Origin of the sequence: Idiomarina abyssalis (genome assembly GCF_019797805.1) — a bacterium.
In the GTDB taxonomy this organism is placed as follows: domain Bacteria; phylum Pseudomonadota; class Gammaproteobacteria; order Enterobacterales; family Alteromonadaceae; genus Idiomarina; species Idiomarina abyssalis.
In genome coordinates, this window is record NZ_CP081832.1 from 1,112,511 (window position 1) to 1,133,071 (window position 20,561).

The window sequence follows — 20,561 nt, forward strand, 5'->3', positions numbered from 1 at the left end:
TTGCCCAAAACAGCATCATTAGCAATATTTGGTAAAGACTCTGGCGAAGCTAGAAATGAAGACGTTAAAGAAGTGCCTCAGCATTATAACTATACCAAAAATACACTAAAACTAACGCTAACAACAAACATGATACTACCTATATGAGTTTAATTTTCACTGCACACTTTTACACTTTATTCTCATAATTATACTTTATCGAAGGAACATTTTTGAGAAGTGACGCAAACTCAGTCTCATTAATATCACATGTGAAAAAATTTCGATAAATATATTCTTGACCGCTCCTCAAAACTAAACTTACTCCTATAAAGCCAAATTTTGAGTGCACTAGTCCTAGCTTTACCTCATCAAATTTAACAGTCAAGGCTGAGCCAAGCAGAATATGCTCTTTTTCAAAATCGAAGATTATTTGTGATGGGTAAGTTCTCGTAGAATAAATAAGAGCAATAACCAGGAGGATACTAGCTGGAGCAAATACTATCAAAAAGTAAGCCCTAAATAGCAATTCGTCAGGAGTTGTATCTAGCGTCAGGTATGCCATTAAGGCAATAATTGAAGCCACAACAAATAAAACAGCTTTGGGGTTATACCACTTTTTTGTCAATGAAACCTGATTAAGTTTATCTATCATCTTTTAACCTAAAAGTTATTGCTCTTACAAACAGTCTTCCATACGTACTGGCCAATAATTACAAAGCAAATCCTGACGAACATCGAACCTAGAAGATTCATATACGGCTACATCGTAGAAATCGCTTCAGGTTCCTCGCCCTCCTAACCAAATGTCAACATAGTCAGATTCACCCACTTCTATTAATAACAGGAGGACGAGCCACTAACTGAAACTGGCAGCGAGTCCGAAGGTCGGCTTATCGCTCATAGCAGACCTTCAGCTCCGAGCCAATAGCGAGCATCGTATCATTGGCATTCAAGCATTAGAAAGATGACGGACAAGAGGGACAAGAAGTAAAACCAATCCCTACCATCAGTGTTTTTTAATTTTCTTGTTAATGTAGTTGAGAATACGGTAATGTTAAAAAAAATCAAAATGTTAAATGTAACTTTCTAGATTATCGGCTGTCTAGTGAAAGCTGGGAAGTCTACCGAGAAAGTTGAAGCTTTCTATTCCAAAAATCAAATAAAGGTATGGCCGTTCTGAAGGAAAGCCATCGTTTTAAAGAGATTGGTGGTACGGGCTTTAGTCATAAAAAAGAGAACCATATATGAGTAACAAGAAAGCATTTGTATTAATGCCATTCGTTGAAGAACTTTCAGATGTCTATAAATATCTGATTTCCGAAGCTTTGGCTACTGCTGGTTATGAAACAAAACGAGCTGATAACATCCTCAGCGGAAACAATATTCTTGGTGACATCATAGAAGGAATTGCAACTAGTGACCTGGTGGTTGCTGACTTAACTGGCGCAAACCCAAACGTGTATTACGAACTTGGTATTGCACATGCACTCGATAAAAAAGTGATCCTCCTAGCTCAAGATATTGATGAATTACCTTTCGATCTGCGTTCATACAGAGTCCTAGCGTATGATGTGCATTTCGCAAAAATGAATCAAGCTAAAGACGAACTGATCGAATTAGCATCCGAAGCCATAAAAGGGAACATTCCTTTCGGTAATCCTGTAAAAGACTTTTATGGCACGAAACCAGGTTACACGGAGCGCCCTAATCAAGACCGAAGCAAGCCCGAGGATGATGAAGAATTTGGTCTACTTGATTACCGCGTAAAACTGGAAGACGGGTTTGAAGAGCTTGGTTCGATAGTAACAGATGTAGGTTCAAAGTTGGGGAATGAGGTTACTCCTGAAATCACGGCATCAGTTGATAAATTAAACTCTGGGAGATACACAACAAAACAGCAGCGTGACATAGTAAGAGAACTTGCTAATCACCTTCAAGAATATGGGGCATTCGTTAAACCTAATAATGAAAGATATCGAGAACTTCTCTTAGATATAGAAACGAGTCTTGAATCGATTCTCGGTGGGGAATTTGAATTAGAGGATGATGCAGAAAAAGAGCTGCAAGAGTTTATTGATACTCTGTCGGGAGTCGAGGAAGCTGCTTTTTCCGGACGCCAAGGTTTCGCATCACTTATTGAGGTGATGGATTCGATCCCCAGAATCGAAAAAAACTTTAATCGAGCTAAGGTATTTATGACAGCTGAGTTAAAAGAGTTTGTCAGTAATATAGATCAAACAATCTCTGTGATTTCAAGAGCTACAAGGCTAGGAAAGTCCTTAGTTAAAAAAGGGTAAAACAATCAGGTTAAAGAGGACTTTTCTCGCTAACGCACTCGTACTTTTTATTTAAAACACTACGTCCGCTTTGAGCGAGGAGCAGACCTTCGGAATTTCGGTCTACTTCAATTAGTGACTAGCCGTCCCGTTGTTCGTAAGTGTTGGTGATGCCAGCGATGCGTGGCACGTTTACTTCGACAATATTAGGCGTTTTTTTATTGTGTTATGTATTTAAGTCGTTTACTGTCAATGACATAACAAAAAATAAAGGTTAGATATTGTGTGCTTGGTAGGGTGTAACTGAGCATGCGCAAATTACTTTCGTTTATTCAAATCGTGTTAAAGTCGGAATCTTAGTTAGCTCAGTAACTTAAGAGCTAGCAACTATCAATTTAACAAGTTACAAAGTGCGCACTCACAATATACAAATGTTAGGCATACACAGGTTTGGAGGTAACGGTAGGTATTGAATTTAATGTGAGTATCTTGTTTGGGTTGGAAGTGAGCATTAAGACAACGATTAATACTCTTGTGGAGGTGTTTATGAAAAACTCATTCGTTACATGCGTTTGGTGCGGAGTGGCGTTTCTGCGGGCCTGGCTTGGGACACTTCCAACCCAAATGAGAGATTAACATTATTGGGTTATCTACTTGATCCAGGAGAAACGAGAGGAGGTTCGAATCCTTCTCCCCGCACCATTAGAGGATTTCATACATGACAATGCGTACTAAGTATCCTATGACCTGCGGTTGTGGTCATAAAGGCGCTATAAAAATGAGCGAAAATGATCAACCTTTTTCAAAAATGTATGAAAGCTACTCTCTCGAAAATCTAAATGGCGGCAGTTACAGAGTAGATGGCTTTGCTGAGTGGCCGGGTGTATTTGAGGTTCTAAAGCCTACGTGCCCTAAATGTGGTGCTAAACTGACCCCGAAAAACTTTGATTAAAAAATGCCTAACAAGTGCTGCTAGGGACAAACCTACGCTGCGCTCCGGTTTACCCCAGAGCACAGCGTTATACGCAAGGAAAGTCATGACTCCGGAGCATAAGTTTCATTCATATGTAACGACAGTAACAATCGTTGTTATGTATTTTATCGTAGCGCAATTAGTCCCAATCATTGATAGCGCTGGGAGTAGTTCAGTTTATCTGAAACCTCTGGTGAGCATTCTTTCTGCTTTCGGTATGTATGGTTTTTTTGCAAAGGTCTTAAACAGTTTTGCCCGAAACTGGAATTGGCTAAAAAGGCATTTGCTTGGGCCAACCTACTTGAATGGAACATGGGCCGGGAAATTTAAGAATGATAAAGGTCAAGAAAAGATAACGATAGAGGTCTTTGAGCAAACTATATCGTCACTAACAATACGTGGAGAGGCCTTCAATGAAGATGGTTCCACATACGCCCAATGGACATCTATAGCCACATCAATTAACGAGCTTAATGGTGTACTTACCTACACATATACCTGTGATTCGCATGTTGATTACTCAACATTTCAAGGAGTTGGTGTTTTTAGCTTCGAACGTAAAGGTGCTCATTTGCCGCCAACTTTTCTTAAGGGGTACTCGGCAGATATTACCGATGGAGTGAAAACGGAAAATCGTGAGAAACGAATTTCAGAAGAACTATTGGAATTTGGTGAAGCATTAGATCTTGCCAATCAAAGCGTATAACAAGCAGCAGCAATCGCTCCCTGCGGTCGCTGGAACAGCGCAAAACTCTGCGCTTATTTGTCTGCCCCTGTGCAGGTCGTTATGTGAAGAAATTATATCCATAGGATTGGTGGAAATTTATGGCACAAAAACAAAATAAAGATTGCTTTGTAATAATGCCTATCAGTGATGCTGAAGGGTATGATAAAGGGCATTTTGAAAGAGTCTATGAAGACATCGTCAAACCAGCGGTGGAGAAAACAGACTTTATAGCTCGAAGAGCAGATGAGGTGAAAGAAACTAACTTTATCCATCTTGATATCCTTAAAAAGTTGATTGATGCACCAATTGCTATTTGTGATCTAAGTTCCCGAAATCCGAACGTCCTCTTTGAACTTGGAATACGGCAAGCATTTGATAAGCCAGTCGTCTTGATTCAGGAAAAGGGGACTCCAAAGATATTTGATATTGGTCCTTTGCGGTATCTGGAATATGACAAAGGAATGAAATATCACGATGTGTTAAGAACTCAAGGAGAGCTAACAGAGGCTATTGTTGCTACTAAGGCGGCCGAAGGACAGCAGGGTAATGTCAACTCTATTGTAAGACTGATGGCTTTAAGCAATCCCGCGACTATTCCCAACTTCGAGGGTGATAGTAAAGAAGCATTCGCAATAGATGTCCTCCAAACGCAGTTGAACGACATGCGAAAAATGATGGAGATATCCTTGATGGAAAACCGAAGAGGGGTATCGAAAGGGAGCATTTCATCAATAGAGTACGAAAGAATATCTAACAAATTAGATAAACTAATAAATATGAAAAAGCGGATGCCTAGGGAAGTCCAAGATAAGGAGTTTCATCGTTTGATGATGGAGACAGAGGAATTATCAATGCATTGCGATGAGAAAACCGAACACCGTATGTTCCGCTATCTCATGGAAAGAATTCATAAAGCTATGGCTAGTGAGTTTGATGAGTTCTAAAAATCACATAACAAGCAAATGCAGACAACGCGAAAAGCGTGCGGCTGATTTGGGCGTTAGCCATCTAAGGAGTAGAAAAACATGGAAGAAGTTGTAATTATTGGGATCCCTGTTTCAAGTTGGGTAATGATAGCTGCAGTGTTTTTAGGCCCTATTGCAGCAGTACAAATTCAGAAATTTCTAGAATCCAGAAAAGAAGAAACCCAAAACAGAATCAAAGTATTCAAAGACTTAATGACAACTAGGGCTTCTACCTTGGCCTATCAACATGTATCTGCACTGAATATGGTTGGCTTGGAGTTTAGAGGAAAACAGTTTTCGAAAGTTATTTCGGCATGGAACATCTACCTAGATCATTTGAACTCTTATCCTGATGACGAAGAGCTTGGAAAGGTGTGGGTCGATAAATCTAATGACCTGTTATCTGATTTGCTCTATGAGATGGGGATATCTCTTGGCTTTGAATTTGATAAAGTACACATTAAAAAAGCAGGGTATATTCCTAAAGGATATGCCGATGCCGAAAATGAGCAGATTTACATAAGAAAAGCCACGATAGAGGTTTTGGAAGGAAAGAGACCACTTCCATTGGATATAGTCCAGATGCCTTTCGATCAAGAAGCTGTAGATGCGCAAAAAGAACTTCTGCGTGCACTGGCTGCACATTATGCTGAAGGTAAGCCTTTTCCGGTGATAGTTGTCAATGAAGAAAGCTAAAAAAGTCAAAGTACAAGGCCCCCTCTGTTTGATACGTTAACGTCCGCTCCTGGCACTCAGCAGCCTTTTTATATAGGCATACATCAAATGCAGCCGAAGTGCAGATCACGACTAACATTATCATCTGAAGTATGCGAAAAAGTGTAGAGAAAAATAGTAAGTAGATCTCTACTTTAATTCAGACTAGATTCTAACTTTTCAAAAATACTGAAGAGCATTAGCTCTAAACTATATGAGCTGATAAGTTACAGCTATAAGAGGTTTATTAAGGATTGTATACGCAACGATACCTTTTATCTCAAGCCCTTTTAATCTCTGGTCAATCATCTTCTTTGTTGAGCAAAAACAGTAGAGTAGTAAATGACGCTTATGGAAATTTTTTTTAAAGCTCTAATAATTTGGGTGGGCATTCTTGTCCTGGCTATTCTCAACGGCTTTTTGCGCGAGTCTGTACTTATACCCACGTTCGGAATTCCGGCCGCACTTGTGCTAAGCGGACTGGGACTCTCAGCATTGATTATTGTAGTGGCATACTTGTCACTTCCTTGGTTGCAAACGACCAGCAACATAGAGCTTTTTTTAGTGGGTTTAAGCTGGCTAGCTCTGACGATATTTTTTGAGTTCTCATTTGGGCTTTTGCAAGGCAAGTCATGGTTCGAATTGCTTGAGGCTTATACATTTAAAGATGGCAACTTATGGCCTGTCGTTCTTACTGTGACAACTTTTTCACCATATATCGCTGCTAAGCTTAGAGGATGGTTGTTATGAGCCAGGCAGAACCCGGCTTTTTGAGCACTTTAAAGTAATTAAGTGCTCTCCCGACATGTCCTTCTCAGGCACAAAGCTCACGTCACCTACAAGTTTCCAATGATCGAATAAAATAAGCTGCTGACTAAGTTATAAACCTGCAACCTCCCCAATCGTTTACTAAAACTTTGCCTGTAACTCTGGTTGTACCACCAACACTTTCAAGTCTACAATGCTGTTAACTATTCGTTCGGAGCGGGCATTATGGACTTTTCCTACAGTGCGAAAACAAAGGACTATTTGGCGCGGCTAGATGCGTTTATGCGCGAGCATATTGAGCCGTATGAAGACCAGTATCAAAAAGAAAATTATCGGCTGAACAGCACGCCTAACTGGCGCGAGTGGCAGGTGCCACCAAGGGTGGCTGAGCTTAAGCAGTTAGCGAAAGAGCAGGGGCTTTGGAACTTGTTTTTGCCCGACGAGGAACTGGGCGCTGGCTTAACGACGCTGGAATACGCACCGCTAGCCGAGCGCATGGGGCGAAGCCTGTTAGCGCCGGAAGTCTTCAACTGTAATGCGCCCGACACCGGCAATATGGAAGTGCTGTATCACTTTGGTGATGACCCGCAGCAAGAGCAGTGGTTAACACCGCTTCTAAAAGGCGACATTCGCTCTGTATTTTGTATGACAGAGCCCGATGTCGCGTCCTCTGACGCCACCAATATGCAAACCACCATTGTTGCCGACGGCTCTGACTGGGTTATTAATGGCCGCAAGTGGTGGAGTACGGGGTTAGGGCATCCTGACGCTGAAATTGCCATTGTTATGGGGCTGACCGATGAAGACGCTGAAAAGCATCATCGTCACTCTATGGTGCTGGTGCCGTTAAACACTCCGGGCGTTAACATAGAGCGCATGCTGCCGGCGTTAGGCGAGTACGACGCGCCTTATGGTCACGGCGAGGTGGTGTTCGACAACGTGCGCGTTCCAAAAGAGAACATTATTGTCGGCCCCGGAGCTGGCTTTAAAATTGCCCAGGGGCGTTTAGGGCCGGGGCGTATTCACCATTGTATGCGGGCTATTGGCGCCGCAGAGCGGGCGCTGGAGCTTTTCATTGAGCGTGGCGTATCGCGCATTGCCTTTGGTGAACCCTTAATGAAACTGGGCGGCAACACCGAGCGTTTAGCCGATTTACGCGTGGCGATTGATCAAGCGCGTTTGCTGACTCTGCATGCGGCCTGGCAAATTGACAACATTGGAGCCATGAAGGCCATTAAAGAAATATCGGCCATTAAGCTGGTGGCACCGAATGTGCTGCAAAAAGTGGTGGATGAAACCATGCAACTGTTTGGTGGCGCTTCTATGTGTCACGACACACCGTTACCGGGGTTACTCACGGTAGCCCGTTCATTACGTATTGCTGATGGACCCGATGCGGTTCACCGTGCGACTATTGCAAAAAACGAATTAAAACAATGGAAAGGGCGCACCAATGACTGATCCTTCATCCGCCGTAGTTGACCAGGCGAGTGACGTACGCGAAGAAGAAACCTTACCAATTGAGGCATTAGATAACTGGTTGGCAGAGCATATTGGTGATGAGCTGCCTGAAGACCGGGGTACGCTACGCATTACTCAGTATACCGGTGGTGTGTCGAACTGGACTTACCGATTAGATTACAACGGTCTGGCTTTGGTTTTGCGCCGCCCGCCAGATGGCACAAAGGCCAAGTCAGCCCACGACATGGGTCGTGAGTTCCGCCTGCAAAAACGACTGAGACCAGAGTTTCCACACGTACCCAGAATGTTGGCGTATTGCCGTGACGAGTCGGTTATTGGTGCTGAGTTTTATGTTATGGAGCACATTACCGGTATTATCCCGCGTCGGAAGTTTCCAAAAGGGCTGGACTTAAGTTCTGAACAGGCTCGGCAGCTATGTACGAATGCACTGGATAAACTGATAAAGCTGCACCAGGTAGATTTAGACAGCACTGGCCTACGCAAAATTGCAAAAGGTAAAGGCTATACTGACAGGCAGGTGAATGGTTGGTGTGGCCGTTACGAAAAAGCAAAAACCTGGAATGTATTCGGTGCGGGTCCGGTCATGCGCTGGTTGCAGGAAAATAAGCCTGAAAACGAAACCATTTGTCTGGTTCATAATGACTTTAGGCTGGACAACCTGATACTCAACCCGGAAGACCCAACCGACATTATCGGCATTCTGGACTGGGAGCTGGCGACCTTAGGCAACCCGTTAATGGACTTAGGTAACTCACTGGCGTACTGGATAGAAGCAGGCGATGACAAAGTGGCGCGAGCAACCAAACGCCAACCCAGCGACTATCCGGGCATGCTAACGCGCAAAGAAATTATCGATTACTACTGTGAGCGTACCGACACCAAGGTAGAAGACTTCGCCTTTTACGAAGTGTTTGGCTTGTTTCGTTTGGCGGTTATTGCGCAGCAAATTTACTACCGCTATCACCACAAACAAACCACTAACAAAGCCTTTAAGAACTTCTGGTTCCTGGTGAATTATTTGCTGTGGCGCTGCCGCCGCCGTATCGCTAAAGCTTAACGAATTATAATAAAAAAGAGAGCTCAACAATGCCGCAAGAACGGAAGACCATTTTAATTACCGGTGCCAGCTCTGGCTTAGGACAGGGCATGGCGCGTGAGTTCGCCGCAGAAGGTAAAAACTTATGTCTGTGCGCCCGCCGTTTAGATCGCTTAGAAGCGCTAAAAAACGAGCTGGAAGACAAGCATTCTGGCATAACTGTCAGCATTAAAACGCTGGATGTAAACGCTCACGAAGACGTATTTCGTGTGTTTCAGGCGTTTAAACAAGAGCAGGGGCATATTGACCGCTTTATTATTAATGCGGGCATGGGCAAAGGCGCGGCGTTAGGTACGGGTTACTTTGAGGCTAACAAAGCCACGGCAGAAACCAACTTTGTAGCGGCGCTGGCGCAATGTGAAGCGGCTATGGAGATTCTGCGCGAGCAGAAAAGCGGGCATTTAGTGACTATTTCGTCCATGAGTGCTTTCCGTGGTATGCCACGGGCCATGACGGTGTATGCGGCAACCAAGGCCGGGCTGGCGTCGTTAACCGAGGGTATTCGTGCGGACTTAATGAAAACCTACGGCAGCAACAGCCCAATTAAAGTGTCGACCATTTATCCGGGCTACATTCGCTCTGAAATTAATGAAAAAGTGAAAAATACGCCTTTTATGGTGGATACCGAGACAGGTTGCCGACTGCTGGCGCAGGCCATTAATAAAGAGCCAGTAAAAGCCTATGTCCCTTACTGGCCTTGGGCGTTAATGGCGTTCTTAATGAAACGTCTGCCGCTTAAATGGGTGTTAAAGCTGGCTTAATCCGAGCCAGCGTTTTACTCAGAGCCAGGGCACACGGCGTCGCCACGGGTAGAAACCTGAACCGACAGAGACTGGCTGACGCCTTGTGCATCGTTAAACAGAAATACCGGTTCGACTAAAAACATGTCACCGCGTTTCCCGTCGTGGTTTATCTCAAGTTTCTGATCAGCCAATTCCAGTTTAATGCAGCCTTCGTGTTCGGTGGTCATAATGCGTTGCCATTTATCCGGCTGCGGCTCATGTAACCAAATTTCATAGCCTTTCCATTGCGTATTTTTACCACGCTCACACCAGTAGCTATGAGCTTCTAAAGAACCGTCGTCGGTTGTTACTATTTGCTGTATTTCACAGTCTTCCTCGTGGGGAAGGTCAGGTTGCATGGTGGTCTTCTGATAAATAACAGCGCTACCAAGAATGACGATAACAGTAATAATAATAGCGCTCACGCCGAGCAGAATTTGCTTTAACATATGGCTCCAGAACCTGATACAGTATAAGTTCTTAGTATAAAGACAATAAATATAAGAACAATGACTTGGGGGAAGTATGTGGCAACGTGTTTTGGCATTACTGATTCTTATTGCAGGCCTGCTAATGGCTGTTTTGGGTGTGGTGAGTGACAACGATACTAATGTCAGGCTGTCGGGTGCGGTCCTGATGCTGATAGGTATTATCTGGCTTTATAAGCAGCCGACTTTAAAATCGCTGAACCGCACTGATAAGCCAACGTTAAAATGGTATCAGTCTCCAATTCTCTGGGTTCCGGTTATCGCAATTATCCTTTTTATTATCAGTCTGTTTATGTAGGAATCTAAGTAATGAACATAGCAAAACGAATTGTTATTTTAGCAGGCGCAGTCGGCTTATTTTTCTATACTGCAGAGCAGGAAGAACTGATTACATTGATTGCGAACTTTGATCTGAGTTGGTACAAGTTAGGAGTTCCTATTGCCTGGGGGCTTGTCCTTGGTGGGCTGGGAGCCTTACTTCGATTGCGCTCGCTTATCTCATGGATGGGGCCGGTAACCTTGGTTGCCAGCGCCATAACGACTATGGGACTCATTGGTGCAATTGCGGTATTTGCTAAACACCAGTTGATAGTACTAAGTTTACCGCCATTACAGCTAGCTTCTGTTGGTATTGGTTTGTACTTGTTTGGTGTGGGGCTAACCAAGCTAATGGGTGATATTGAAGCCAGAAAGTCTGAAAAAGGTAAGGAATGAGCCGTCAAATTACACTAAACAGTGATATTGGAGAAAGTTTTGGTGCCTGGACAATGGGGGCAGATGATTTGATCATGCCCCACATTGACTGCGCCAATGTGGCTTGTGGTTTTCATGCGTCAGACCCCCTGACCATGCTAAAAACGGTTAAGCTGGCAAAACAGCATAATGTGACCATAGGAGCGCATCCGGCGTATCCTGATCTTGTTGGTTTCGGGCGACGCCACATGAAGTTAAAACCCGACGAAGTGACGGCATTAATTCAATACCAGGTCGGCGCTCTGCAGGGCATTTGCGCCGGACAGAAAACTGAAGTGAGTTACGTGAAGCCGCACGGAGCACTTTATAATGACATGCTGAGCGACGGGCAGCAGTTTGATGCGGTCTGCGAAGCTATCGCTGCATTGCAGGACGACCGCCATGAACCTTTACCGTTAATGGTTATGGCAACCCCTGAAAACGACGCATGGCGCCACCGTGCACAAAAGTTTAATGTCGAATTATGGTTTGAAGGCTTTGCTGACCGGGCTTATGACGACAACGGGCAACTGCGCTCACGAAGCAATTCTGATGCCGTGCATGGTGATACGGAAACCATGTATGCTCAAGCTGAAGCTTTTGCTAACGGTCGTGCTATTGAGAGTGTATCTGGTAAGTCGTTGCAAATTGAAATCGATTCTCTTTGTGTTCACGGGGATAATCCAAAGGCGATAGAAACAGTGGAGAAACTGCGGGATATCGTCCGAAAAGCTTATGGCTAATTCTGCGAGTAAAGCGTCTAACTTTCCAAAACTGGTTTCTGCCGGTGCCGATGCCGTTATCGTCTACTTAGGCGAGGGCATCAGTGTTTCGGTTAACCAACAGGTTCTTGCAGCGGTTAAAGCGGTAGAAGAACAACTGTCGGACGTGGTGCTGGACTTAGTGCCGTCCTATAACTCTTTAATGGTGTATTACGATGTTCTGCGCACCGATGAGCCGGAAATACGCGAACGCCTGCGTAAAACCCTAAGCGATTTAACCAGCGATGACCAAGAACTGACCGGCAAGCATCATCGTATTCCGGTTTATTATGACGAAAGTGTCGGGCCGGATTTAGCCCGTATTGCAGAGACAAACAATTGTTCAGTGGATGATGTGATCAAAGCTCATACTGAGCAAACCTATCGTGTGTACGCTATGGGCTTTGCGCCGGGGTTTGCTTACCTGGGTGAGGTTAACGAGAAGATCAGAACGCCCCGTTTAGATAACCCCAGAAAGCGAATTACCGCAGGCAGTGTTGCTATTGCCGAAAGCCAGACCGCAGTTTATCCGTCATCGTCTCCCGGCGGTTGGAACATTATTGGCCGCACTTCAACGCAATTGTACGACCCGTCCTCCGGGACCATCAGCCCGCTGAATGTGGGTGATGAAGTGGAGTTTTACTCAGTCAGCAAAGAGCAGTTTGTTGATGACGGCGGCGACACGGAGACTTTGTCATGATGCGTATTATAGAGCCGGGCATGCGCGCAGCCATTCAGGATTTTGGACGCTTTGGCTATTTGTCGAAAGGCCTGACCCGGGGCGGACCGATGGATGAGCATGCGTTTTTATGGGCAAACCGGCTACTGAATAATGATTTTAATGCCGCACAAATAGAAGTTACTTTGGGTGGCTTTGAAGCAGAGTTTGACTGTGACTGTCAGTGTGCGGTAACCGGTGCTGGTGTTGAATTGACACTGGACGGCGAAACGCTAAACAACTGGCAGAACTTTAAGGTACGTGCTGGTCAGCGGCTAAAAATGGGGTACGCTACTGCCGGTGTTCGCGCGTATTTAGCGGTGCAGGGCGGGTTTCAGGTTGAACCTAAGTGGGGCAGCTGTGCAACCGTTACCCGTGATGCAGTGGGTGGCCTGCATGGAGACGGCTCTCCTTTAAAAGCGGGCGATGAGATTAGTTTTAATCAGCAAGAATTGCAGATGTCTCGCCGTGTTGGCTGGGCTTATCGGCCGAATTATGAAAAGACACCGGTTATTGGCTTAATACCGGGCTTTCAGTACGAGGCTTTTCCCATGTCTGCAAGAGAAGCTTTCTGCTACGAAGATTATGAAGTCACTAAAGACAGCGACCGTATGGGCATTCGTTTGTCTGGTAAAGCCTTAGATTATGACGGTGAAGGCCTGGTGTCTGAAGGTGTGAATGTGGGGTCTGTACAGGTGCCGGCGAATGGCCAGCCTATTATTATGATGCACGACAGGCAGACCTTAGGGGGCTACCCTAAACTGGGCACGATTAATCCGTTCGATTTAGGTCGGCTGGCACAATGCCAACCGGGTCAGACCGTTCGTTTTACTCGCATTGAGGGTAAAGTTGCACAGCAGCAACTGCGCCGTTTTTATCAGTTTTTTAATGTTCGCTTAACTTGTCAGGCAGGCGATAACCTGCGATCATAACCGCTTCATTTTATCCGGTGTTGATTTTGTAGCGGAGACAAAAGGTTCATGGCTGATACTGATTCACGTCCCAGTAATTTTATTCGTCAAATCATTGATAAAGATTTGGCCAGTGGTAAGCACTCTACCGTACATACCCGTTTTCCTCCGGAACCTAATGGTTACCTGCATATTGGCCATGCCAAATCGATAGTGCTGAATTTCGGTATTGCCGAAGACTATAACGGCACCTGTAACCTGCGTTTTGATGACACCAACCCACTGAAAGAAAAAGTGGACTATGTGAACTCCATTAAAAAAGACGTGGAGTGGCTGGGTTATGACTGGGAAGGCGAGCCGCGTTATTCGTCTAACTACTTTGATCAGCTGCACGCGTTTGCGGTTGAGCTGATTGAAAAAGGCCTGGCCTACGTTGATTTCAGTTCGCAGGATAAAATGCGCGAAATGCGCGGTACCCTGAAAGAGCCGGGTGTGAACAGCCCTTACCGTGATACTTCTGTGGAAGAGAATTTAAAGCACTTCGCTGACATGACAGCAGGTAAGCACGAAGAAGGCACTGCGGCATTACGGGCAAAAATTGATATGAGCTCGCCGTTTATGTGTATGCGCGATCCGGTTATTTACCGTGTGCGTTTTGTGCATCATCACCAGACGGGTGATAAATGGTGTGTTTACCCAATGTATGATTTCACCCACTGTATTTCCGATGCGCTGGAGGGCATTACACACTCGCTGTGTACGCTTGAGTTCCAGGATAACCGTCGCTTGTACGACTGGGTACTGGATAACATCAGCATAGACTGTCACCCGCAGCAAATTGAATTCTCGCGTCTTAACCTGCAATACACGGTGATGAGTAAGCGCATTATCAATACGCTGGTAGAAGAAAATAAAGTGACCGGGTGGGACGATCCGCGTGTTGCCAGTATTGCTGGTTTGCGCCGCAGAGGTTACACGCCGGACTCAATCCGTGAGTTCTGTCGGCGTATTGGTGTGACCAAAATGGATAATCAGGTCGAAATGAGTATGCTGGAAGCCTGCATTCGTGACGACCTGAACGCCAACGCACCACGCGCAATGGCTGTTATGGATCCGGTGAAGATTGTTATTGAAAACTACCCCGAGGGCGAGCAAGAGTTGCTGGATGCGCCAAACCATCCGAATGACCCTGAAATGGGCTCGCGTCAGGTAACCTTTAGCCGCGAAATTTGGATTGAGCGGGAAGACTTCCGTGAATCGGCGAATAAAAAGTTCAAGCGTCTGGTGCTGGATAAAGAAGTGCGTTTACGTAACGCCTATGTTATTCGCGCGGACCGCGTTGAAACAGACGATAACGGTGAAATTCAGACTATTTACTGCCACTACGACGCTGAGACCTTAGGCAAGGACCCTGCGGACGGCCGTAAGGTAAAAGGGGTTATTCATTGGGTTTCGGCAGAAACAGCGAAAGAAGCAGAGTTCCGCGTGTATGACCGTTTATTCCAGGTACCTAACCCGGCTGCAGAGGAAGACTTATTCTCAACCCTGAACCCTGAGTCTCTGGTTATCAAGAAAGGCTTTGTGGAAGCTAACTTAGCGAATGCGAAATTGGGCGAGAACTTCCAGTTTGAGCGCCTGGGCTACTACTGTCTGGATCAGGATGCTGATACAGAAGCTCGTTTGATATTCAACCAGACGGTTGGACTACGTGACAGCTGGGCTAAAATAGAACAGCAGCAAGCTACTGAATCGTAAACTGGTCCAGTAGCTTAGCGCCGTATAAACGCGAGGGGGTGTAAAAGCCCCCTGACTGTTTCTGGCTTAAGGTATGAATGGCTAACTCAACTGCGCCTTCGGCGGTTAGCGAATAGCCATTTTTCACTTTTACCCGCATACTTTTCTTATTACCTTTGCCATCGGTAATTTCACCCCAAACGTAAGTCGGGTTGTTCTTCCGTTCTTTTTCTTCAGGGCCTGCAGGCTGAGACTCCAGCTTTTTCTTCAGCTTAGCCTGAACCCATTTCCAGTTAAATACCCAACGGAACCAGTTCATCCGGCGCATTTTCTTCACTAAGCGTGGGCTGGCCGGTATGTACACTTCAATATTGGGAATTTCTGTTGTGTAGTAGGCGGTAGAGACATCGCCCCAGGGAATGGTCATGGCACACTTCTCACCATTACCAAAATCTATCCAGCGAGAATGCCAGGCGTGCGGAACATCGGTAATTTGTCCGTTAATGCGGGCTGCGCCTCCACGACCTAAACGCTCGATACTGGTTTTGGCTGTGCCCCGGCTCATACGTGAACCGGAGTCAAAGCCTAACGCCAGATGCTCGGCTTCCGGCATTTGAGCATTTAGTCTTGCGGCAATGCAATCTGTTGGAATAACGTCAAACCCAACACCAGGACAAATAACAATACCGGCCTCGCGCGCAGCTTTATCCATGGAGTGAGCGTATTCAAATACGTCTATCTCGCCGGTAATGTCTAAATAATGAGTTTTGGTATCAATACAGGCTTGAATAAGTGGGGCTGCCGTTTGGCTAAACGGGCCTGCGCAATTAATGACAAGATCAACATCTTCTAATTGCTTTTTTACTTCATCGATACTGTCGAGCGAAAAGGCTTTGTATTGAAAGGCCAGGTGACGGGCAACTGGCTCAAGGGCGTCTTCGTTACGGCCGGCTAAAATGGGTTGATAACCGCGTTTTTTTGCCTGATGAGCAATGAGTTTGCCCGAGTAACCGTATGCCCCGTAAATGAGCCAGCGCAGAGCCATTAGTCTGCCTCAGCAGCAGCTTTGTATTCGCAGCTTTCGCCACGCTGACATTCGCCGTATAAATAAAGGCTGTGGTTTGTTAGCTTAATTTTATTAGCTGCAGCAACTTTGTCCTGGCGTTCTTCAATAACGTCGTCTTCAAACTCAAAGACGTGCCCGCAGGTTAAACACACCAAATGATCATGATGATGTTTTGCGCTTAATTCAAATACCGAACGACCACCTTCAAAGTGGTGGCGAGTAATAATACCAGCGTCATCAAACTGGTTTAGTACCCTATATACGGTAGCCAGGCCAATTTCATCTTTTTGTTCCAGCAGAATTTTATAGACGTCTTCAGCACTGATGTGTTGGTTTTCTGGTTGTTTTAAAATCTCCAGAATTTTCATCCGTGGGGAAGTGACTTTGAGTCCTGCTTTTTTTAGCTGTTCGTCGTTACTCGCCATAATGATTCGTATCTCAGTTAAACATGTACAACAGCATACCCTGTATTAGCTGTCACTTGCCAGTTCTGCCAGACACATTTCTTCATAAACCTGCTGGCACCATTTACTAACACGCTCTTTGGTTAGCTCTGGTTGACGGTCTTCGTCAATACCCAGGCCGACAAAATGGTCGTCATCTGCCATGCCTTTAGAGGCTTCGAAGTTATAACCTTCCGTCGGCCAGTGCCCGACAATGATGCCGCCACGTGCTTCGACAATATCGCGTACCATGCCCATAGCGTCCAGAAAGTATTCGGCGTAGTCTTCCTGATCACCACAGCCAAAAATAGCAATGAGCTTGTCGGTGAAGTCTATTTCTTCAAGTTCGGGGAAAAAATCGTCCCAATCGCACTGAGCTTCGCCGTAGTACCACGTCGGAATACCGAACAGTAGTAGGTCATAACTGGCAATATCTTCTTTACTGGATTTAGCGACGTCTTTAACGTCGACAAGTTTTTTACCCAGTTCTTTCTGAATCATCTGAGCGACGGCTTCGGTGTTACCGGTGTCGCTTCCAAAGAAAATTCCAACAGTTGCCATAAATCAATTTTCACCTGGTTATACGAACAAACAATACTGAATGGATTGCCATTCAGCGGCGTAAATTATCAATTGGGTTAAACTCCGGACTCCCAGAGCACCTGAATAATACCTTTAGCAATAAAACCAAAACAGCCAAGAAACAGTACTGCCCACACAATTATTTGGCCGAATTTGGGTACCGCTGAGCGTTTTAACACATCACGAATGGCTAAGCCTATGAGTAAGAATAGTATGGCCAGTGTGAAATTGGTGGCCAGAACTTCAATTTGTTCGTAATACTCAGCCAACATACTGCTTAACCTCGCTGATGTGTAACGCCTGAACTGTTTTTTTAACGGCGCCTAGATTACCATAAAGCGCCGCCGCTGGCGAGATTACTGAGCCAGAAACTCAAGCACGAGTCGGTTGAATATTCGGGGCTTCTCGGCGTGCAGCCAGTGACCTGCGTCTTCTATTATTTTTACTGAAGCATTGCTAAAGCGCGAGTTAACCTCTTGTTGGTGCTTTTCTGTCAGGTAGTTTGAGTTACCGCCTTTGATAAAAAGTACAGGGCCTTCGTATTGGCCTTTACTGACAGCCGCTGAAATTTGTTCGTAATTCTGCTTTAACCCTTCGAGATTAAGTCGCCATTGATAGCCGTCATCGGTCTTTTTAAGGTTTTTTAGTAAAAACTGACGCACGCCTTTTTCTGAAATTTTATCGGCTAACTGCTTGTCCGCGTCGCTGCGACTTTTTACCTGACTTAAATCCAGCCCTGACAGTGCATCCATGATGCTGTCGTGAGTTCCGTCATAAGCGGCGGGGGATATGTCTGCGAATATGGCCGCTTTGACCCTTTCCGGCGCCTCCATGCAGACTTCCATAGCTATTTTGCCACCCATGGAGTGCCCCAGTACAGCAAACTGCTCAATATCTAAGGCATCGGCCAGTTTAATAATGTCATCTGCCAGGGCCGGGTAAGTCATGGTGTCACTGTGAAACGAGTCACCGTGGTTACGAGCATCCGGTAATATACAAAAGTAATCTTCGGACAGTTCGCGGGCGATACTTTTTAAATTGTCTTTGTCGCCAAACAGTCCATGAATAATGATGACAGCCGGATTGCTTTCGGTGCCAAGTGTTTCGTGATTCAACAATGAAGAGTCTGCCATCGAACGGCCTTTAGTGATAAACTTTGATGCATATTTTCAAGGCTTTGTCGGGGCGTTGCAAGTGACAAAGCACAACCTTTCAAATTTTAGAGGTAGAAAGTCAACAATGAAGCGGATTGACATTGACGACGACTTATACGCGTATATTGCAAGCCACACCAGACAAATAGGCGAGAGTGCTTCAGATATTCTGCGCCGATTACTTGATGTGAGTAGTACAGAATTTGCTGTGGATGCTAAAGGCGAACAAACCGAATCGGTTTTTAATCGTTTAAATGAGCAGGATGTTCGTATTCAGAAAAGTGTGGTCGCGCGTTTCTTGTATATTTTGAGCATGCTTTACCGTTGTCATTCCAGTGAGTTCTCGCAGGTGCTGGATATTCGCGGACGTGACCGTCAGTATTTTGCCCGCTCAGAAGAAGCTTTGCTGACCTCGGGTAACAGCACCAATCCGAAGCAAATACCGGACTCTCCGTTTTGGGTTATTACCAACACCAATACCACAAAGAAAAAATCGATGCTGACTCAGGTTGCAGAAAAGCTGGGTTATGATTCAGCAGATGCAGAAAAAATTAGGGACTTTTTATAATGGCGAATCACGAGCGAGCAGGTCAGTTGGCACAAGCTGGCGATTTGACGAATATTGCGCAATTGATCAGTGCTTATTACGTTTACGAGCCGGATCCACGTAAAGCGGCAGAAAAAGTCAGCTTTGGGACATCGGGTCATCGTGGCAGTTCATTGAAGCGCTCGTTTAATGAGGCCCATATTCTGGCTATTGCTCAGGCCATTTGCGCTTATCGCGAAGAGCAGGGAATTACCGGGCCGATTATGGTGGCCAAAGATACTCATGCCTTGTCAGAGTCTGCTTACATTAGTGCTTTGGATGTATTCATTGGTAATGGCATTGAGGTTCAGGTTCAGACGGAGCACGATTACACACCAACGCCGGTATTAAGCCGTGCTGTTATTGAGTGGAACAGCAAGAATAAAGCGAAAGCAGACGGTGTCGTGATCACACCATCGCACAACCCGCCGGAAGATGGTGGGCTTAAATATAACCCTCCGCACGGCGGACCAGCAGATTCTGATGTCACGCGAATTATTGAGAAATACGCTAATGCGTTGTTGTCATCAGGTTTGGTCGGGGTGAATACCTGCGAGAGTGAAGATGTACTACAACATCCGAAACTGACTTTTGTTGACTGGCGTTCGGATTATATCGGTCAACTTGAAAACTGTATTGATATGTCAGCTATTCAGGATGCAAAACTGACGCTGGCGGTCGATGCCATGGGTGGATCAGGTGCTAAATACTGGCAGCAAATTGCTGAGCATTACAACTTATCGATTGAGGTTCGTAATGCCGTTGTTGACCCAACATTCGCATTTATGCCCCTGGACAAAGACGGCAAAATTCGCATGGATTGCTCCTCGCCGTTTGCCATGGCCAGTTTACTGGGGCTAAAAGAAAAATACGACTTAGCTTTTGGTAATGATCCGGACTACGACCGTCACGGTATAGTAACTCCTACACACGGCTTGCTGAACCCGAACCATTACCTGTCGGTTGCGATAGATTATTTGTGCAAAAACCGTGGTTGGGACAAAGGGCTTGCCATCGGCAAAACACTCGTATCCAGCGCTATGATTGATCGTGTGGTGAGCGCAAACGAACGTCCATTGATGGAAGTGCCTGTGGGTTTTAAATGGTTTGCGCAAGGGTTAGCTGAGCAAAGTATTGCGTTTGCCGGAGAAGAGAGTGCCGGTGCAACCTTGCTTGATCGTAAAGGCTGTACCTGGACCACCGATAAAGACGGCATTGTCATGGCCTTATTAGCGGCTGAGATATTGGCAAAAACCGGTAAAAATCCGGGGCAGTATTACGATGAATTATGTCAGCAGCATGGTACGTCTTACTATCGTCGTGTTGATACCGTTTCCAGTGCCGACAAAAACGCTCGCTTTAAAGGCATTCGCGCATACAAAATGAAACTGCCAGAACTGGCTGGTGACAGTGTGTCTGATATTTCTACGAAAGCGTCGGGTAACGGGGCACAGTTTGGTGGTATTAAAGTAACCACTGACAATGGTTGGTTTGCGGCAAGGCCTTCAGGTACTGAACCGGTTTATAAAATTTATGCTGAAAGTTTTGTCAGCGAACAACACTTAGATGACATTCTGACGCAGGCCACCACCTGGGTGAATGACCTGCTGACAGATTAGTC

Annotated in this window: 24 protein-coding genes; 17 read left to right on the plus strand and 7 right to left on the minus strand. The window is 45.5% G+C overall.

The genetic code is table 11. The annotated features are described in order from the left end of the window. Positions 1-169 precede the first annotated feature (169 nt). Positions 170-634, minus strand: a complete 465-nt coding sequence (locus K5X84_RS05210) for a hypothetical protein (RefSeq protein ID WP_222236853.1) — start codon at positions 632-634, stop codon at positions 170-172. A 592-nt stretch (positions 635-1,226) separates the two neighbouring features. Between K5X84_RS05210 and K5X84_RS05215 the strand changes: the two genes are divergently transcribed. The 9 genes from K5X84_RS05215 (at position 1,227) to K5X84_RS05255 (ending at position 9,744) form a co-directional block, all read left to right on the plus strand. Next, positions 1,227-2,279, plus strand: a complete 1,053-nt coding sequence (locus K5X84_RS05215; protein WP_222236854.1) for a nucleoside 2-deoxyribosyltransferase — start codon at positions 1,227-1,229, stop codon at positions 2,277-2,279. A 697-nt stretch (positions 2,280-2,976) separates the two neighbouring features. Then, on the plus strand, positions 2,977-3,210 hold the full coding sequence (locus K5X84_RS05220) for a hypothetical protein (RefSeq protein ID WP_222236855.1): 234 nt from the start codon (positions 2,977-2,979) through the stop codon (positions 3,208-3,210). Between the two features lie 85 nt (positions 3,211-3,295). Next, the gene (locus tag K5X84_RS05225; RefSeq protein ID WP_222236856.1) at positions 3,296-3,937 is read left to right on the plus strand and encodes a hypothetical protein; all 642 of its coding nucleotides are present in this window, start codon (positions 3,296-3,298) and stop codon (positions 3,935-3,937) included. Between the two features lie 119 nt (positions 3,938-4,056). Next, positions 4,057-4,902, plus strand: a complete 846-nt coding sequence (locus K5X84_RS05230; protein WP_222236857.1) for a hypothetical protein — start codon at positions 4,057-4,059, stop codon at positions 4,900-4,902. 81 nt (positions 4,903-4,983) lie between these two features. Next, the gene (locus tag K5X84_RS05235) at positions 4,984-5,619 is read left to right on the plus strand and encodes a DUF6680 family protein (RefSeq protein ID WP_222236858.1); all 636 of its coding nucleotides are present in this window, start codon (positions 4,984-4,986) and stop codon (positions 5,617-5,619) included. A gap of 360 nt (positions 5,620-5,979) precedes the next feature. After that, positions 5,980-6,387: a hypothetical protein gene (locus tag K5X84_RS05240; protein WP_222236859.1), complete on the plus strand. Its 408-nt coding sequence runs from the start codon at positions 5,980-5,982 to the stop codon at positions 6,385-6,387. Positions 6,388-6,630: 243 nt separating this feature from the next. After that, a complete protein-coding gene (locus K5X84_RS05245) occupies positions 6,631-7,866 on the plus strand; it encodes an acyl-CoA dehydrogenase family protein (RefSeq protein WP_222236860.1) in 1,236 nt (411 codons plus the stop codon). After that, positions 7,859-8,944 carry a phosphotransferase family protein gene (locus K5X84_RS05250; protein WP_222236861.1) on the plus strand — a complete coding sequence of 362 codons (1,086 nt, stop codon included), beginning with the start codon at positions 7,859-7,861 and terminating at the stop codon, positions 8,942-8,944. Before K5X84_RS05245 ends, K5X84_RS05250 begins: the two co-directional genes overlap by 8 nt. A 29-nt stretch (positions 8,945-8,973) precedes the next feature. Beyond that, on the plus strand, positions 8,974-9,744 hold the full coding sequence (locus K5X84_RS05255) for an SDR family oxidoreductase (protein ID WP_222236862.1): 771 nt from the start codon (positions 8,974-8,976) through the stop codon (positions 9,742-9,744). 14 nt (positions 9,745-9,758) lie between these two features. Here the strand turns inward: K5X84_RS05255 and K5X84_RS05260 are convergent, their stop codons facing one another. Next, a complete protein-coding gene (locus K5X84_RS05260; RefSeq protein ID WP_054487414.1) occupies positions 9,759-10,214 on the minus strand; it encodes a hypothetical protein in 456 nt (151 codons plus the stop codon). A gap of 76 nt (positions 10,215-10,290) precedes the next feature. Between K5X84_RS05260 and K5X84_RS05265 the strand changes: the two genes are divergently transcribed. Genes K5X84_RS05265 through glnS form a run of 6 tightly spaced genes read left to right on the plus strand, consistent with a single transcriptional unit; the run spans position 10,291 to position 15,130 of the window. Continuing rightward, a complete protein-coding gene (locus K5X84_RS05265) occupies positions 10,291-10,551 on the plus strand; it encodes a hypothetical protein (protein ID WP_054487417.1) in 261 nt (86 codons plus the stop codon). Positions 10,552-10,562: 11 nt separating this feature from the next. Further along, the gene (locus K5X84_RS05270) at positions 10,563-10,967 is read left to right on the plus strand and encodes a hypothetical protein (protein ID WP_054487419.1); all 405 of its coding nucleotides are present in this window, start codon (positions 10,563-10,565) and stop codon (positions 10,965-10,967) included. Further along, entirely contained in the window at positions 10,964-11,728 is a 765-nt protein-coding gene (locus K5X84_RS05275) for a 5-oxoprolinase subunit PxpA (RefSeq protein WP_222236863.1), read from the plus strand. Before K5X84_RS05270 ends, K5X84_RS05275 begins: the two co-directional genes overlap by 4 nt. After that, positions 11,721-12,446 carry a 5-oxoprolinase subunit PxpB gene (gene pxpB, locus K5X84_RS05280; protein WP_222236864.1) on the plus strand — a complete coding sequence of 242 codons (726 nt, stop codon included), beginning with the start codon at positions 11,721-11,723 and terminating at the stop codon, positions 12,444-12,446. Before K5X84_RS05275 ends, pxpB begins: the two co-directional genes overlap by 8 nt. Continuing rightward, positions 12,443-13,396, plus strand: a complete 954-nt coding sequence (locus tag K5X84_RS05285) for a 5-oxoprolinase subunit C family protein (RefSeq protein ID WP_222236865.1) — start codon at positions 12,443-12,445, stop codon at positions 13,394-13,396. Before pxpB ends, K5X84_RS05285 begins: the two co-directional genes overlap by 4 nt. A 48-nt stretch (positions 13,397-13,444) precedes the next feature. Further along, on the plus strand, positions 13,445-15,130 hold the full coding sequence (glnS, locus tag K5X84_RS05290) for a glutamine--tRNA ligase (RefSeq protein ID WP_222236866.1): 1,686 nt from the start codon (positions 13,445-13,447) through the stop codon (positions 15,128-15,130). On the opposite strand, the gene K5X84_RS05295 is transcribed toward glnS, so the two are convergent. From K5X84_RS05295 to K5X84_RS05315, 5 genes are all read right to left on the minus strand, one after another. Beyond that, a complete protein-coding gene (locus tag K5X84_RS05295) occupies positions 15,117-16,154 on the minus strand; it encodes a saccharopine dehydrogenase family protein (protein WP_199494638.1) in 1,038 nt (345 codons plus the stop codon). The genes glnS and K5X84_RS05295 overlap by 14 nt on opposite strands. Beyond that, a complete protein-coding gene (fur, locus tag K5X84_RS05300) occupies positions 16,154-16,600 on the minus strand; it encodes a ferric iron uptake transcriptional regulator (RefSeq protein WP_054487431.1) in 447 nt (148 codons plus the stop codon). The genes K5X84_RS05295 and fur overlap by 1 nt, the downstream gene beginning before the upstream one ends. A gap of 45 nt (positions 16,601-16,645) precedes the next feature. Continuing rightward, positions 16,646-17,179 (minus strand): flavodoxin FldA, encoded by a 534-nt coding sequence (gene fldA / locus K5X84_RS05305; protein ID WP_199494639.1) that lies wholly within the window; start codon positions 17,177-17,179, stop codon positions 16,646-16,648. 77 nt (positions 17,180-17,256) lie between these two features. Then, positions 17,257-17,472 carry a DUF2788 domain-containing protein gene (locus K5X84_RS05310; protein ID WP_054487434.1) on the minus strand — a complete coding sequence of 72 codons (216 nt, stop codon included), beginning with the start codon at positions 17,470-17,472 and terminating at the stop codon, positions 17,257-17,259. Positions 17,473-17,556: 84 nt separating this feature from the next. Next, on the minus strand, positions 17,557-18,333 hold the full coding sequence (locus tag K5X84_RS05315; RefSeq protein WP_054487436.1) for an alpha/beta fold hydrolase: 777 nt from the start codon (positions 18,331-18,333) through the stop codon (positions 17,557-17,559). Positions 18,334-18,439: 106 nt separating this feature from the next. On the opposite strand from K5X84_RS05315, the gene K5X84_RS05320 reads away from it, so the two are divergent. Both K5X84_RS05320 and pgm read left to right on the plus strand, forming a co-directional pair. Further along, entirely contained in the window at positions 18,440-18,922 is a 483-nt protein-coding gene (locus K5X84_RS05320) for an N-carbamoyl-L-amino acid amidohydrolase (RefSeq protein WP_054487438.1), read from the plus strand. Further along, on the plus strand, positions 18,922-20,559 hold the full coding sequence (gene pgm, locus K5X84_RS05325; protein WP_222236867.1) for a phosphoglucomutase (alpha-D-glucose-1,6-bisphosphate-dependent): 1,638 nt from the start codon (positions 18,922-18,924) through the stop codon (positions 20,557-20,559). Before K5X84_RS05320 ends, pgm begins: the two co-directional genes overlap by 1 nt. Positions 20,560-20,561 lie beyond the last annotated feature (2 nt).